14 protein-coding genes and 1 riboswitch are annotated in these 15,759 nt (G+C 47.9%); of the genes, 9 read left to right on the plus strand and 5 right to left on the minus strand.

Annotated features, from left to right (window positions below):
- On the minus strand, nt 1-826 hold an 826-nt coding region (locus tag PCH02S_RS09725; RefSeq protein ID WP_164819496.1), incomplete at its 3' end, for an aldo/keto reductase.
- A 43-nt stretch (nt 827-869) separates the two neighbouring features.
- Nucleotides 870-1,865 (minus strand): Gfo/Idh/MocA family protein, encoded by a 996-nt coding sequence (locus PCH02S_RS09730; protein ID WP_174806761.1) that lies wholly within the window; start codon nt 1,863-1,865, stop codon nt 870-872.
- 134 nt (nt 1,866-1,999) lie between these two features.
- On the opposite strand from PCH02S_RS09730, the gene PCH02S_RS09735 reads away from it, so the two are divergent.
- On the plus strand, nt 2,000-2,845 hold the full coding sequence (locus PCH02S_RS09735) for a helix-turn-helix transcriptional regulator (protein ID WP_127452429.1): 846 nt from the start codon (nt 2,000-2,002) through the stop codon (nt 2,843-2,845).
- On the opposite strand, the gene PCH02S_RS09740 is transcribed toward PCH02S_RS09735, so the two are convergent.
- Nucleotides 2,834-3,649: a glycosyltransferase family 2 protein gene (locus PCH02S_RS09740; protein WP_127452430.1), complete on the minus strand. Its 816-nt coding sequence runs from the start codon at nt 3,647-3,649 to the stop codon at nt 2,834-2,836. The genes PCH02S_RS09735 and PCH02S_RS09740 overlap by 12 nt on opposite strands.
- A 109-nt stretch (nt 3,650-3,758) precedes the next feature.
- On the opposite strand from PCH02S_RS09740, the gene PCH02S_RS09745 reads away from it, so the two are divergent.
- The 7 genes from PCH02S_RS09745 (at nt 3,759) to PCH02S_RS09775 (ending at nt 12,175) form a co-directional block, all read left to right on the plus strand.
- Nucleotides 3,759-6,200 carry an HAD family hydrolase gene (locus PCH02S_RS09745; RefSeq protein ID WP_127452432.1) on the plus strand — a complete coding sequence of 814 codons (2,442 nt, stop codon included), beginning with the start codon at nt 3,759-3,761 and terminating at the stop codon, nt 6,198-6,200.
- A gap of 97 nt (nt 6,201-6,297) precedes the next feature.
- Nucleotides 6,298-6,942 carry a DUF2238 domain-containing protein gene (locus PCH02S_RS09750; protein WP_127452435.1) on the plus strand — a complete coding sequence of 215 codons (645 nt, stop codon included), beginning with the start codon at nt 6,298-6,300 and terminating at the stop codon, nt 6,940-6,942.
- A gap of 50 nt (nt 6,943-6,992) precedes the next feature.
- Nucleotides 6,993-8,078 (plus strand): lactonase family protein, encoded by a 1,086-nt coding sequence (locus PCH02S_RS09755; RefSeq protein WP_164819497.1) that lies wholly within the window; start codon nt 6,993-6,995, stop codon nt 8,076-8,078.
- A gap of 379 nt (nt 8,079-8,457) precedes the next feature.
- Nucleotides 8,458-9,816 carry an MATE family efflux transporter gene (locus PCH02S_RS09760; protein ID WP_127452439.1) on the plus strand — a complete coding sequence of 453 codons (1,359 nt, stop codon included), beginning with the start codon at nt 8,458-8,460 and terminating at the stop codon, nt 9,814-9,816.
- Nucleotides 9,817-9,972: 156 nt separating this feature from the next.
- Nucleotides 9,973-10,413: a MarR family winged helix-turn-helix transcriptional regulator gene (locus PCH02S_RS09765; RefSeq protein WP_127452441.1), complete on the plus strand. Its 441-nt coding sequence runs from the start codon at nt 9,973-9,975 to the stop codon at nt 10,411-10,413.
- Between the two features lie 6 nt (nt 10,414-10,419).
- On the plus strand, nt 10,420-11,676 hold the full coding sequence (locus PCH02S_RS09770; RefSeq protein WP_127452442.1) for an MFS transporter: 1,257 nt from the start codon (nt 10,420-10,422) through the stop codon (nt 11,674-11,676).
- Nucleotides 11,677-11,764: 88 nt separating this feature from the next.
- A complete protein-coding gene (locus PCH02S_RS09775) occupies nt 11,765-12,175 on the plus strand; it encodes a hypothetical protein (protein WP_127452444.1) in 411 nt (136 codons plus the stop codon).
- Nucleotides 12,176-12,617: 442 nt separating this feature from the next.
- Here PCH02S_RS09775 and PCH02S_RS09780 read toward each other — a convergent pair whose 3' ends face one another.
- The gene (locus PCH02S_RS09780; RefSeq protein WP_164819498.1) at nt 12,618-12,968 is read right to left on the minus strand and encodes a LytTR family transcriptional regulator DNA-binding domain-containing protein; all 351 of its coding nucleotides are present in this window, start codon (nt 12,966-12,968) and stop codon (nt 12,618-12,620) included.
- A gap of 169 nt (nt 12,969-13,137) precedes the next feature.
- A complete protein-coding gene (locus tag PCH02S_RS09785) occupies nt 13,138-14,571 on the minus strand; it encodes an NAD(P)/FAD-dependent oxidoreductase (RefSeq protein ID WP_127452447.1) in 1,434 nt (477 codons plus the stop codon).
- Between the two features lie 58 nt (nt 14,572-14,629).
- Nucleotides 14,630-14,728, minus strand: a riboswitch (purine riboswitch).
- Between the two features lie 229 nt (nt 14,729-14,957).
- On the opposite strand from PCH02S_RS09785, the gene PCH02S_RS09790 reads away from it, so the two are divergent.
- A complete protein-coding gene (locus tag PCH02S_RS09790) occupies nt 14,958-15,695 on the plus strand; it encodes an MBL fold metallo-hydrolase (RefSeq protein WP_127452449.1) in 738 nt (245 codons plus the stop codon).
- Nucleotides 15,696-15,759: the final 64 nt, after the last annotated feature.

Raw genomic sequence — 15,759 nt, forward strand, 5'->3', positions numbered from 1 at the left:
CGCAAGCCGGGAACGGCTGGCTCAGCACGTAGGCGAGCGCGATCTGAATCGCGGTTACGCCTTTTTCCTTAGCCAGTTGTTCCGCGCGGTGCAGCCGCGTCCAGTTCTCGTCGCTGTAGAACACGCGAACGAGGTCGGCGTTGTCGAGCACGTCCGGCGTATACCGGCCCGTGAAAAATCCGCGCGCCTGCGAAGACCAGGACAGCAGCGGCAGCTGCGTGGATTCGTGCCAGCGCAGAGCTTCTTCATCGACGGAGACGCAGCCGCTCCAGAACGGCTCTTTCGCTTTCGCGAGGCTGAGGTTCGGGGAGCTGAAGCTGAAGCCGACGAGGCCGTTTTTCGCCGCATAGTCGTTCGCTTCCTGCAGACGCGCGTGCGTCCAGTTGGAGCCGCCGAATGCGCGAATGCGTCCGGCTTCTACATGCTCATTCAGCGCTTCCAGGATCACGCCGACCGGAATAGCCGGATCGTCGCGATGCAGCGCATAGAGGTCGACATAGTCGGTACGCAGCCGTTCAAGCGATGTGAACAGGTCGCTGCGAATCGCCTCTGCGTTCACACGGGGGCCGTTCTGATCATGGTGCGCGCCCTTGGTGAAGATGTTGATATCTTCGCGGTTGCCCAGCTCATCCATCCAAATGCCGAGCGCTTGCTCGCTTTGCCCGCCACAATAAATGAAAGCAGAGTCAATAGTATTTCCGCCAATTGCTAAATAATGGCCAAGAACGTCGCTGACTTCCTGACGGTTGTCCAGACGGAAGAAGTCAGAGCCCATAATCAATTTGGATACCGGTTTATCTAAGCCTTTAATATGAATGTGTTTCATCGCAGTCATCCCAACCTTTCGTATGATAAGGAATTGTTATTGGTTACAACACAATACGGGAACGTGTTCTTGCTGACTCCAGACAAGCGTCAAGCACTTTCATGTTAAGGGTAGCATCGCTAGCCGCAAAGTTCGGCCGCTTCTCGCCCCAAGCGGCATAAGCCAAATCGTCAACTTCTAACGCATATTGGTTCAGGAAAGGAACAGTCTCAACCCGACGCTCATTGCGAGTATGGACGATAAAGTGGCCGGATTCTTCCGTAGGGGTGACATAGGCAGAAGGGACTTCAATCCGCCCCGTTGCTCCGACGATTTCTAGAATATTGCGCGAACCAGCCCACATGCCGCAGTCAAAAGTCAGCGCGACATTGCCGCTGAATTCCACCAGTCCGGACATCATCATATCGACGTCATCATGTTCAGGAGAGAAGAAGGCGTGTGTCGTAACAGCTTCAGGCTCTCGGCCCAGAATCAATCTCGCTGCACTGATCGGATAGCAGCCAACGTCATAGAGCGAACCGCCGCCCCATTCGCGTTTGAAGCGGACGTTTTTGCTGTCACCCGGGTTGCTGAAGGTGAAAGCGCCATGAATACCGCGAATTTCGCCGATTTCTCCGGAATCAATAATTTCTTTAATGCGTGTGTAACGAGGATGATGGCGATACATAAAGGCTTCGGCGAATTGTACGCCTGCCTTTTCACAAGCCGCAACCATTTCTTCTGTATCAGCAGCCGTTAATGAAGCAGGCTTTTCGCAAAGCACATGCTTGCCAGCTTCTGCAGCGCGAATCGTCCATTCTTTGTGCAGATGATTCGGCAGAGGTATGTACATAGCATCAATATCCGGATCGGCAATTAATTCCTCATAACTGCCGTAAGCTTTTGGAATGTTAAGCCTCTCCGCAACTTCTTGTGACTTCTGCAAATCGCGACTGGCTATAGCGCTTACAATACCAGTTTGGGACTGCACAATTCCGGGGATGCAAGCCCTAATTGCAATACCCGCACAGCCTAAAATTCCCCAACGAAGCTTTGTCATGACGATATGATCTCCTTTGAAAAAATATTTAATAGCGTTATATTGTTATTATAAAACGAGTTATTTAAAATGAATATGATAATATATTGCATCAGATATCGGAATATTGTCATTGAGGAAGAAGGGCGTGAGGGATGAAAAGACAAGTCATGCTGCCGAAGCTGCAGCAATGCCCCTATTTTATTTTTCCGGAATCGGTTGGCTGGTATCAGGATTCCCCTGAACACTCGATTTATCGGCAAGAAGGCTATTATGATTCGTACAGCATTCATTTTATCCTATCAGGAAAAGGGTATGTGGAGATTGAAGGAGAGCAGCACGTGCTGCAAAAAGGCGATGCTTTTCTATATTATCCGTTTCAAGAACAGCGTTATTATTCCTCCAAAGAGGATCCTTGGGATGTTCGATGGGTTCATTTCTACGGTAGTCATCTGAAGGAGTTTATGTTGGAAAAAGGCTTTTTGCGCACGTTATGGACACTTAAAAGATGGAGTGAGCTGGAAGAGGCGTTTCACGAGCTGCTGCTAGAAGCGGAGTCGAATAGCATTCTGAAGCCGACGAATCTTTCGACTTTATCCTATAAGATCTTAAGTGAATTCATGAGTTATGCTGCCCCATTAACGAGCAATCGGGGGATAGAGTCCGTGGATCGAATCCTGGCTATACTTCCTACTATGCAGCAAAAAGCCTGCGAACCGTTCATTCTGGAAGAATGGGCGGAGCTCACAGGCGTAAGCACATACTATTTCTGCAAATTGTTTCGCAAAGCGACCTCGATGACACCGCTCTCCTTCATTACGTTATGTCGCATTCAATTTGCGAAGCAGCGTTTGATAGAGAAGGAAAGCTTGGCGATCAAGGAAATCGCGATTCAAGCCGGGTATGCCAGCGCCAGTTATTTTAACCAGCGTTTTCAGGAGCAAGAAGGGATGACGCCAAGCGAATTTCGGAGCTTGTATGGCAAAGGTTTATTCGAATAAGCGCGAGCGAATCGGTTCGCCGTCCCAAATGAGCTCGGTTTCGGCTTGACGTTCCTTGACTTCCGGTTCTTCAAGCAGGAGGAAGAAATTTTTGGTAGGCAAATCGCCAAGCCCATGTTTGGCAGAGAGCATGTCCAGGAAAGGACGCATATTGTCAAGCTGGCCTGACATGTTGCTGGTGCCCTGCTGCGCAAAAGCATAGAGGACGCTGGCAATAGGCGCGCGATTCACGCGGAATTTCTCAGCCGCTCTTAGGAAGAAATCCCAGTCCCAATAATGGAACACTTCCGTGTCAAAAGGTCCCAAAGCTTCAATCAATTCAGGACGGAAGATGCAGCCGGATGAGAAAAAGGTCGAAAATCTGCGCATCGCCGGCACATCGAATTCATATGCGAATACGAAACGGTTTGTGATGGAGCGGGCATTATTTTCATAAACATAATCGAAAATTTCGACATCAGGATAAACAAGATCATACCCTTGAATTTCTTGCAGCATGCGTTCAATATGGATGGGGAGCAGCAAATCGTCATCATCGCAGAGCATGATGTAATCGCCTTTCGCCTCTTGCAGGCCGCGGTTTCGAGCGTGAACGTGCTTGAGGTTTTGCGGCATATTCACGATTTGAATGTCAAGCTCTGGATATAGCTCCTGAATGAAATCTACCGAAGGACCGGCATCGTTGACGATAATGATTTGCAGGTTTTTGTACGTTTGGCGGTATAATGATTCTGCGAGCTCCGCAAGCTCGATTCGGCGATTATACGTTGGGATAATAATGGACACCAAGGGTTGATCAGACAACTAGGAACACCTCCGATTTATCATAGATTAAGCTTACCTCATATTCGTCATATTTCTCAAATACATTTGTGCAAGCTGCTGCTTGCGCCATATATGAAGGAGGATTTGGATGCCAAAGGAACCGCATGCTCCGATAAGCCCGACGGATCAGCTTTTGTGGGAAAAGGATCGTTACTTGAGTGTCTTGGCTGGAAAAATACAAGGTATTGGGCTGCTAAGTCTGGATATTTTCGACACGCTGCTCTTTCGTACTTGTGCGAATCCGTCTGACGTATTTGCGGAAATCGCCGAGCAGGCGCATCGTAACGGCTTTTTGAAAACGTATGTGTCCTGTGAAGCATTCAAAGAAATGCGCATTCGCGCCGAGCACAAAGCGCGTGCCAAGCAAACCGCTCGAACCGGTTTCAGCGAAGTGACACTGGAGCTGATTTATGAGGAAATACCGGAAGCGATTTGCCGCCGAGAGGAGCTTGTCCGGTTGGAAGTGGAGGTTGAAGCGGAATGCTGCTATCTGAACCCTCACATCACCTCTTTGTTATACGCCTGTAAAAAGGAGCGGATTCCGGTGGCGCTGGTATCGGATATGTATCTGTCTTCCGAGCAGCTTCGGCGAATTCTTGCGTCAGCCGGGCTTGACCTGTCTCAGGTGGATACGCTGCTCGTCTCGTCGGAGGAGCGCGAGGGCAAGTCGTCAGGGCATCTGTTTGCCAGGCTCAAAGAATTTTATCCACAAATCGACAGTCAATCTATCGTACATATCGGTGACAATGTAGCCGCTGATGTGGAAGGAGCATCCAAAGCCGGAATCAGGGGGTTACATTATCCTGTCATTCTGGAGCATTTTGAAAGCATCCATCATTGGGAATTTGTCAGGCACGGGGATGTGCTGCCGGAATGGAAGTCGCTGCGAAAGCTGGCTGCAGCTTCGGACTTGGCGGCTGGAAGCGGGGAAAAGGAACGCGTCTTATACCAATTTGGTACGGATGTGATAGGGCCTTTTCTGCACACGTTGTGTGAATGGGTGCTGGATATTTGCGTCCAAGAGGGCATCACATGCGTGAACCCGTTGATGAGGGAGGCGTATTTATTAGCTCCGATGCTTGAGCAAGCTGCGCAACTCAGAGGTATGGAGCTTCAAGTGAAGCCGGTTTACGTGTCCAGACAAGCGACTTATATGGCGGGACTGGAGCATTTTGGGGAAGATGAGCTTGCTTATTTATTAAATATTCAAGGTTTGAAAGTGAGAGAGCTTTTCGACGTGTTGGGTGTTGGTTTGGATGAAGAAGCTTTCGAAGCTTATTTGGAAAAACCGATTGAAGCATGTAAATACATAACTGGGGACAATGGAGAAACCATCTATAGTCTCTTATGCAATTATCTACAAAGTGAATCTGGGCAAAGTAAGCTCTCTGTGTCGATTGAGCGTCATAGGCAGCTTTTGGTAGGCTATTTGACGCAAGAGTTTGGTTCTCCGAATCGTTTAGTGACGATCGATATTGGGTTTCAGGGAACCATTCAAGGTGCATTGGAAAAAATTGTACGACTCGCAGGACTGCAGCCGGAAATGCTGCATTTACTCGCTGTAGGTACGAATCGGCTGGATGAGCTCCGGCTTCAAGGCATGGACATTCGGAGCATGCTTCGCTCAGGCAGCGGGGGAAGCGAGTCGGGGAAGCGGATTGCAAGGACGCCGGCTTTTTTGGAAGAGCTCATGATGGGCGGTTTCGGCTCAACGCTGCGTTATAGCGAAGACGATTCCGGTCGTATAAGCCCTATACAAGCGAAGCTGCACAGATCAGAGGAAGAATACGCAGGGAAACTGGCGTGTCAAAAAGGAGCGCTATCCTTCCAAAGATACTATGCGTATCTGCTGCAGCAAAAAGACGGACGGATATCCAGAGCGTCCATGCATCCGGAAGAGTGGAGCAAGCCGCTGCACCGTGTTCTAGCTATGCCTAAGCCGGAAGAGGCAAGGGTTTTGGGGGACTTGACCCATCAGGACAATTTCTGCACGGAGTATATTGCTTTGATTTGTGAAGCGGTGGCGGAAGAGTGGTATTTGGCGGGACCGGAAGCGTTTTTGAACAGCTGTAATTACGCGCCTTCCGTTATGAATGTGAATTGGCCGCAGGGCATGGCGACGAGAAGATTTCCCTACTATTTGTATCATTATTATTTGCAGCTGGCAGATGGGTTCGGCAGTCAGGCGATGATTTTCGACACTCTTCAGAGGGTTAAAAAAGACGGCATTGCCTCTCTAATGCTGTATGGAACGGGTGCATTTGCCGAGCAGGTACTCAAAGCCGCTTGGTTTCATGCCCTACATATTCCTTATTGGATCGATCCGGCTGTGGAGGCGCATACCGCTCCTTGGGGGCGTTTTTCGTATAAGACTTTAGAACAGGCAAGGGCAATGTCAGAAGCGTCCGGAAGGACTGCCCCTGCGTTCCTCATTGCAACGCTTTCCGAGCTTGAGACGTATCCGAGTCGGATTTTAGAAGCTTTTGAAGGCTCCGATCTAACACCCAAGCTTTACCAGCTTCGTCCGTAGCTAGGATTTGCGTAGTACTACATAAACTTAGTACTTTTGGAAAAGACTGTGGCGAGATAACCTAAACTTAGTAAAAGCTAAATTAGGGGGCTCAGCCATGAAAGAGAAGGGAAACGTTGCGCGAAAATCTGCAAGAACCTTTGGTTCGAATAGGCCTTTACATGCGATGATCGTCATTTATGCCGGATTGTGGATCTGGATGGCGATTGCTCCTTACAGCAGATTCGATTGGGTATTGGAAAATCTTTTGATTTGGGCAGCGCTTATTGCCCTGGTCAGCACTTATAAGCTAAATAAGTTATCCAATTTGTCTTATGCGTTAATCGGTTTATTCTTGGCGCTGCATACCGTCGGGGCTCATTATTCGTATAATGAAAATATCGTGGATGTTTGGCTGAAGCTGATCTTACATTCGGAACGCGATAATTATGACCGTTTGGTGCACTTCAGTTTTGGGCTATTGCTCGCTTACCCGTTAAGGGAAGCTCTGAGTGCATGGACGCAGTTAAGCCGTAGATGGCTTTACGTGATGACCTGCGTTATGATATTGGCGCTGGGAGCCTTTTATGAGCTGATAGAAATGTGGGTAGCTTTGCTTGTTGCCCCGGAAATTGGTACGTTATTTCTAGGAACGCAAGGTGATCCGTGGGATACTCATCACGATATGGAGTTAGCGCTTTATGGGGCTGTTATTGCGATGGTGGTGACGGCTGTGCTGAGGCGTGGTAGCGGTGGAAGATAAAGGATGAAATAAAGAGTAATTTATTTTGCAATTGTGGAGGCTGATTGCTGGTGTCAGGTGAAGGACGGGAAGTATTGTTTGGTTACGTAGGTTCCTATACGAACGAAGATCATAAGACGGGGATTACGCTATTTAGGCTGGATCGGCAAAGCGGAGAAGTCACATTATTGGATGCGTATAGTGATTTGCCTAACGCTTCGTTCCTTGCACTGAATGAGGATCGGACAGTTTTATACGCGGTCAGTGAGACGGATACTTATCTAGGAGGATTTGGGGGCTCAGCCGCGGCATATGCCATTGAAGCCGGTACTTGGAAGCTGACGAAATTGAATCAGCAGCCTACAGGCGGTACTGCTCCTTGTTATATTAGCGTGGATCAAACGAACAGCGCCGTGTTTGTGGCCAATTATTCAAGCGGAAGCGTGACTTCTTATCAGATTGAAGAGGGTGGAAAGCTGAGCGAACCTACGCAGTTGGTCAAGCATGAGGGGACTTTAGGGCCGCGAACGGATCGCCAGGAGCGCCCGCATGCGCACTCGATTGTGCTGGCGCCAGACAATCGGTATGCGATTTCCGCCGATCTGGGCCTTGATCGGCTGCTCGTGAGCCGTGTAGACGCGGAGGGCGGCCTCCTTCACCCGCATGGTGAAACAGCGGTGAAGCCGGGCGCAGGCCCGCGGCATTTGGTGTACAGCGCGGACAGCCGGTTCGTGTACGCGATTAATGAGTTGGACAGCACAGTGACTGTGCTGGCTTATGACGCGAGCGCGGGAACGCTGACCGCGCTGCAAAGCATTTCGACGCTGCCGGAAGGCTTCAGCGGCGAAAGCACATGCGCGGACATCCATCTCTCCGGAGATGGCCGGCATGTGTATGCCTCAAACCGCGGACACGACAGTATCGCGGTTTATGCCGTGGACGGACCAAGCGGCACGCTGTCCGTCGTGGGTTGGCAGGCGACGCTGGGGCGGACGCCGCGGAACTTCGCCCTGACGCCGCAGGGGGACTTCCTGCTTGCGGCGAATCAGGGCTCGGACAGCATCACAGTTTTCCGCGTGGACGCGGAGTCGGGGATGCTGCAGGAAACCGGGCAAACCGCGGCGGTATCGCGGCCGGTTTGCGTGAAGTTTCTTTAAGGGTTGGGCTCTAGGCAACGAAACGAGCCACCCCGAAGTTGTAACGGACTCCACAGGCGCTATTTCCAAGAAAATAGCCTGATTGTCGATTTTAACGGACACCAGAAGCGTTATTGCACCTTAAAGCAGCGGAAAACGCTGCTACAAAGGCGAATAGCGGCTGCTGTGTCCGTTAGCTTTTAAAAAGGCTACTATTTCATCAAATAGCGGCACCTGAGTCCGTTAGCGGGCAACCAGGCTGCATCCATAACCATGCCCTAGTCACCACGGCAGCTTTACAGTAAAAAGCATTGACTTCTGAAGAAGTGTTGTTAGAATAGATCATTGTATGTACGTGCTGAACGCGTGTACACAATAAGGTCAAGAACAGGAAACCAACATGGAAACCGCAAAGAAAATGACGTTATTCGGGCTCGTATGGCCGATAATGATTGAATTATTTCTGCAATTTATGATTGGCACGGCGGATACGCTGATGGTGAGCCGGATTTCGGACGATGCGGTAGCTGTCGTTGGGATCAGCAATCAATTTTTCCAAGCGGTCATTATGTTATTCGTTCTTATATCCAGCGGAGCGGGCATTGTCATCTCCCAGAAGCTTGGAGCAGGCAAAGAGGAAGAAGCGCGGAAAGTGGCTTCGATGGCTTTTACTTTAACGCTGGGGTTGGGCGTTGTAGTTTCACTCTTGCTCTATTTCGGTGTGGATTTGTTCGTTTATTTCCTGCATGTCCCGGCCTCTCTGTATGAGATGACGCGGCAGTATATTCAAATTGTGGGCAGTGGAACGATCGTCATGGCAGCTGTATTAACTTTAAGCACGATTATCCGCAGCACAGGCAATACGAAAGGCACGATGCTAGTTGCAATCGGAATGAACATCATTCATATTATCGGCAATTATGTGTTTATTTTTGGCGCTTTGGGATTCCCGAAATGGGGGCTTTTTGGCGTTTCCCTTTCAACGGTAGGAAGTCGCGTCATCGCGTTGTTCGTGCTTTTTTATATCTTCCGCAAAACCTTCACCGCACTTATCACTTGGCGTGACCTGCGCGTTTTCCATAAGGGACTACTGAAAGAGGTCGCGAAAGTTGGCCTGCCGATGGCCATTAGTTCGGCTTCATGGACCTTGTCCCAAGTCATCCTTTTTTCGATGGTTGCTACGATGGGCGCAGAGCAGCTTACGGCTAGAACCTACTTAAATACGATGGAATCATTCTCTTTCCTGGCAGGCTGGTCCTTTGCGATGGCGGTGCAAATTCAGGTTGCGCATTTATTCGGTGCGGGACAGATGGAGAAAGCGTACCGCAGCCTCTATAAAGCGTTATTTTGGGGCGAAGTGGTCGTGGTTGCCAATACGCTTTTGTTATTTTTATTAGGCAAACATATCGTAGGGGCATTTACTGAAAATAACCAAATTATTTCCATTGTTGTTGGTGTCATGGCCATGAATTTGATTCTGCAGCCGCTCAAAATGTGGAATATGCCGCTCAACAATGCGCTTAATGCCGTCGGTGACACCAAATTTGTCATGTATGTGAGTATTGGCGTCATGTGGATTTTTGCGGTTGGAGGCACGTATGTATTTGGTCTAAAATTCGGTTGGCTGCTCCACGGCGTTTATGTGGCTATGATTTGTGATGAAGCTATTCGCGGATTTCTTGTCCAGCGGCGCTGGATGGCTCGCAAAAAGCTGCCGAAAACTACTGTTTCTACAAGCGCAATGACTTCACATTTTTGAACAATAATCTGACAGAGCAGACAAGCCCCCTTAAAAAGGGGCTGTTTTATTTGGAAATTGGTTGCGCATGCAACTAATCGCGCGTATGATAAACTAGTGGCAAGTGCAACGATTCGGTCAATCCCACCATTTTGCAGGAAGGAAGGAGAAAGAATTATGATGGATGCCCGAAACAGCATTCCAAGGTGGATCTCACTGTTATACCGGTATGGACAAATGTATATTGGCGAGCACCTGAAAGCGTATGAAATTGGCAAGGGGCAGCACATTTTTCTCAACGCGCTCTATAAGGAAGATGGCCTGACGCAAGAAGAACTGGCTGATTACTTAAAGATCGATAAAGGTACGACGGCAAAAGCACTGAAAAAACTCGAGGAGCAAGGTTACATAACGCGCACGGTCAGCGAAAAGGATAAGCGATGCAACGAGGTTCATCTGACTGAAAAGGCGCTTTTGATTAAGGAAGATGTGCGTAAAGTGTTAACGGATTGGCGGGAGCGTTTGACCGACGGTCTATCCCAAGAAGAGAAGCAATTGGCTCTAACCATTTTGGAGAAAATGGGCAATAATGCAGCTAGATTCGCAGAGGAGGCGTAGGTCAGCATGAATGTGAGGGCAGCAGGTTCGGTTTTTATCGATCGACATTTCCATGCTTTAACTCATCGGAATTATCGCTATCTTTGGACAGGGCAGTGTGTATCGCTCATCGGGACATGGATGCAAAATATCGGGCAATCTTGGCTTGTTCTTACACTGACGGGTTCGCCGCTTAAGCTTGGGATGGTTACGGCTTGCCAATTTTTACCGATCCTTTTATTTTCGCTATTTGCGGGTATTATTGTAGATAAATTTCCAAAGAAAAATATCCTGTTGGTTACGCAGACGGTTTCCATGATTCTTGCTTTTACGCTGGCAACGCTTGTTTTGACGCATACAGTGAGGTACGAGTTTATTATTGTACTGGCTCTTTTGCTGGGGCTTAACAACACGCTCGATATGCCGACCAGGCAGGCTTTTAACATTGAAATTGTTGGAAAAGAAGATCTGATGAATGCCATTGCGCTCAATTCCACAACGTTTAATATGGCCAGGATTGTAGGACCCTCCATAGGCGCAGTAATGATGGCTTGGCTGGGGGCAGGCTGGTGTTTTTTGCTTAACGGAGTCAGTTTTATAGCTGTATTGTATGGCATTCTCCAGATTCAAACAGCGCCTTATGTTCGAAAGAAAACCTCGCGGGACGGTGTTTTTAAGGAGATTAAAGACGGTATCGTCTATATTGCAAGAGATCCAGTGTTAGCTCAGACGGTCCTGCTTGTGACGGTGATTGGGACTTTAGCTTTTAACTTTAATATTCTCATTCCAGTTTTCACGAGAAATGTATTGCAATTAGGAGAGACCACCTACGGTACCCTGATGTCATGCCTTGGAATTGGTTCTTTTGCAGGGGCGCTGACGATGTCATTTCGCAGTAAAAAGGGTCCAAGACTCAAAATCAGCATGATCGCAAGCCTAGTGGTTGCCAGTTGCCTGATTTTAAATGGGCTTAGTACGTCTGTTTGGTTGTGCGGGGGAGTGCTGGCTTTAACGGGATTTTTCAATATTATGTTCGCTACGAATAGCAATTCCAATCTTCAAATGAATGCCAAAGAGGAGTATCGCGCGCGGGTTATGAGTGTCTATGCGCTGGTATTTGCGGGTTCTACACCGTTTGGCAGCTTATTTGCCGGATATGTCGCAGACCGTTTTGGGGCGAATGGGGCTTTTGTCGTATGCGGGTTACTAACGGGTATTTTATGTTTAATTATTATCTGGAAATTTAGGAAAACAGGCGAAAAAAAATCGGTTGAGGCCATTTAACTAATTTATCCAAAATTTGGATTGTCAATTAGAAGCGTTTCCATTACAATATGAGTTATATTCATGTCGTTATTGGGGAGGTAATCTTGTGCTAGGGTTTTTGAAAAGATGGATGCATTCACCTGAACATATGCCAAAGCAAGATCCTGCAAACGCTGTGGATTATAAAACGATGGAGATTGACGTGGTTATTAAGTGCTTCGTGTCAGATAAGGACAGGCCTTTTCGAGTCATCTTCAAAGTAGAGAAACAAGGTTCTTTCTTCTCCAAGGACATTTTCGTGCAAAATGTGGATGCCAAGACACCATATGAACTGGTTCATAACTTTTCCACGCTTGGTATGAATTATGAAGAGTTGAAGAAATACGGGAGCACGGATTACGCGGAGTACAGCTTTGCTACTTTGGAAGAGGCCAAGAAAGTAAAAGATACGACCGTAGAATACATTCGATTTCTGATTCGTGAACATCAACAAGAGACACTCGCCCGAACCTCATAGCAGGACCACATAAAGGAGCCAGCGATTTCGTCGCTGGCTTTTTTGCTCTACTTGGACAAGCGTGCTCGACTTAAGTGGGCGGCGAGGCGGCGGCTGAGTGACCAAATCGAAATCAAAGGCTACGTTGTATTTTATACAACGTAATGGCGTGGTCTTACCGCGAAAACGGTCCCACGTTGCACAAAGTACAACCATTCGTTGCGAAAAGGTGAGATGTAGGCAGTTTCGTGCTTAGATGATTGCATAAAGTACAATATAGAGGCGTGCTGAGGCGTAATTGCAGCGAAATGATTGCACAAATTACAACATAGAACGCTGTTGCAAACGCAGCTAGATGAAGTGTGTTGGTGTCGGCAATACCTGGACCCCACGATAACAAAAAAGCTTAGCCAGATCCCCTACTTGGATCTAACTAAGCTTTTTTTGCGGTCGCAAGCGATGATTACTTCTTCGCTGCTTCCGTTTTGTGCTGCTGCACAATCTCTTTCAGACGGTATTGGCGAAGTTTGGTGACCGAGGTGTATTTGGAGTCAGCGCCTTTGACCTCAAAAAATACTTTGCCATCTTGGATCTGAACAATTTTATGCGTGTTCACATAGCAATCTGTATTCACTTTGAAAAAAACGCTGCCCGTTGTAATCTCTACGATCTGCTCTGAGGACATCCGTTTTTTTATGTGAAAATTTTTCCCATGAAAAGAGACCAGCCCATGCTCTCCGACCCGGAAGTACATAATATCTTTCTCCAGTACGAAATTTTCATAGCTGTTTCTGGTTTCGAGCGCTACAGTCATTTTAGATTCCCCCTTTAAAATGATAACGCTTACAATTGAGAACGTTCTCATTATACCGCATTTATTTGGATTTTAAAAGTGTTTTTCATGTAAAAAAAGAACCTCCTTGGTTAAAAAAAGGAGATCCGTGATTGTGTATTTCCTAGGAAATATTTAACAACATTAATGCTTATTTTATTCGCTCAAGCACGTTGCGAGCCACCCAAACACCGGCAGCTCCAGCCTGGGCTAAGCCTCTTGTAATTCCTGCACCGTCGCCGCCGCAGAACAGGCCTTTGATCTCGGTTTCGAAGCTTTCGCTAAGCTTAGGACGAGCGGAATAAAATTTCGCTTCAACACCATAGAAGAGCGTATGTTCAGCCGCAATTCCCGGCGTTACTTTTTCGAGAGCGTGGATCATTTCAATTAAGCTTTTCATTGTATTATAAGGCAGCACGAGACCAAGATCACCAGGAACTGCTTCAGCTAAAGTCGGCTCCAGAAAGCCCTCGCGAATGCGATCTGCTGTAGAGCGGCGTCCCCGCATGATGTCCCCGAATTTCTGAACGATTACGCCGCCGCTTGATAGATCGTTCGCATGTTTGCAAATTTCCCGGGCATATTCGTTCGGCTTATCGAACGGCTCAGTGAATTTGTGGGAAACGAGCAGGGCGAAGTTCGTATTATTGGAGCCGAGGGCCGGATCCTTGTAGGAGTGCCCGTTGGCGGCCATAACGCCGCTATGATTTTCGACAACAACATGGCCGGAAGGATTGCTGCAAAAGGTGCGTACCCGCGTGCCCACAGAGGTATTGTAGATGAATTTTCCTTCATACAAATGCTCGTTGATTTCGCGCATCACGACATCCGATGTTTCGACGCGGACGCCAACGTCAACTTGGTTGTTGTACATTTTCAAACGGCGCTTCTTTAAAACTTGCGTTAACCATGCGGAACCGTCGCGTCCTGGAGCTAGCATCACATGATCGCTGTGGATCTCGGTGCCATCTTTCAGCCGGATGCCTTGAACGATATGTTTGTCTTCGCGTTTTACCGTGATGATGTCGTCGACTTCGGCTTTGAACTGCATGTCGATACGTGTTTTCAAATATTCGTAAATGGATTTCAGAATCATTAGGTTCTGTTCGGTGCCAAGATGCCTGACCTGTGCGCGAAGCAGCTTAAGTCCAGCCGCGTATGAGCGCTGCTCAATGTTTTTCACAGCTTCGGTCGTCGGGTCCGTGATGTTTTCCGTTGCACCATGCTCTAGATTAATGCGATCCACATATCGAATCAAATCGATGACTTGGCTAGGGGCTAATATATCCGTCATCCAACCGCCGAATTCCGTGGTGATGTTGAACTTGCCGTCGCTGTACGCGCCGGCACCTCCGAAGCCGGCCGTAATGGAACATGCAGGCAGACAACCTGAGAACTCCTTTTTACCGGCAGGCGGAGGGCACAGTTTGATTTTGCTTTCCAGAATCGGACAACTGCGATGGTAAATATCATGGCCTTTGTCGACGAGCAATATTTTAGCGGCAGGGTGAAGCAGTGTCATTTCATAGCAGGCGAAAATACCAGCAGGTCCTGCACCAACTACGATCAAATCATAAGCGTTCATTGCGATCTCCTCTGGAAATGTCATTTTTGGACGCAAAAAAACCTAGCCACACGGGTATGCAAAAGCAAGAACCCGTCGTAGCTAGGAAGTTATGGCTTCCTCTAGAGACCCTTAAGCCAATTCTCAAGGATATACGAACGATTATGACGTATGTGGCAGTTTCTTATCGCCTTAATCATCATAATACGAACAATTTATGTTGTCAATCATTTAATGTTCGCAAATATGACGAAGATTTGATCGGAATCATGAAGGTAGTTCCGCTTTTCGTTGAGTTTATCCGAACGGTTCCGCCGTATTTTTACTTCGAGTAGGTGTAGAATACACTATTGGTTAGTAGTACAATGATTAACGAAATCATGAGGATAAAGATCGAGGCGGATATGATGAAATTAACATTTTTGGGCTGTGGTGACGGCTTTAGTGTCGAACAAGGCCATAACAGCGCTTTACTCACGTTCGGAAATACCAACCTGTGCATCGATTTTCCAGAGTCGAATCATACTGCTTTGCATCAGATGGGGAAAAAGCTCAATGAGGTGGAGCATGTCTTCGTAACGCATTTGCATGAGGATCATATCAATGGTTTGGCGAAACTGGCGTTGTTTCATCGGGTGTATCCCGGCAAAATCAAGCCGAAACTTTATGTGCCTGCAGGGCTGCTAGCTGATTTATGGCAGGTTTTGCGCCATGGGTTGGAGCTAACCATGAGAGGGAAACGGGTGTTAGAGGACTATTTTGACGTGGAATGCGTGGAAAATGTCATTGAAATCGCGGGTGAGCGATTCGAGCTTATTCGGACGCAGCATGTGCCGGACATGCTTAGCTATGGCTTGCTTTGTAAGCCATATTTCTATTTCAGCGGGGACACGAGGTTAGATGAAACGTTTCTCGGAGAGGTTGCCGGCGAGGTGCAAACGATCTTCCACGAATGCCACATGCAGGAGGATCAACTGCCTTCGCATACGTCACTTGAGGAGCTTTTAACGCTCCCCGTGACCATTCAAGAGAAGATGCTGCTCATGCATTATGTGGATGATTATGTGCTCGCAGATGCGCGTGAGCAGGTTCATGGTAAACATAAAGTTCGTTTGGCGGAGCCATTGCGCGTTTATGAGTGGTAGAACCTCGGGACGTTGGAAATACCTTGACAACCCAGTGGGTAAGCGGTATTTTTACACAAGATAA

Source organism: Paenibacillus chondroitinus NBRC 15376 (genome assembly GCF_004000765.1).
Classification (GTDB): Bacteria; Bacillota; Bacilli; order Paenibacillales; family NBRC-103111; genus Paenibacillus_E; species Paenibacillus_E chondroitinus.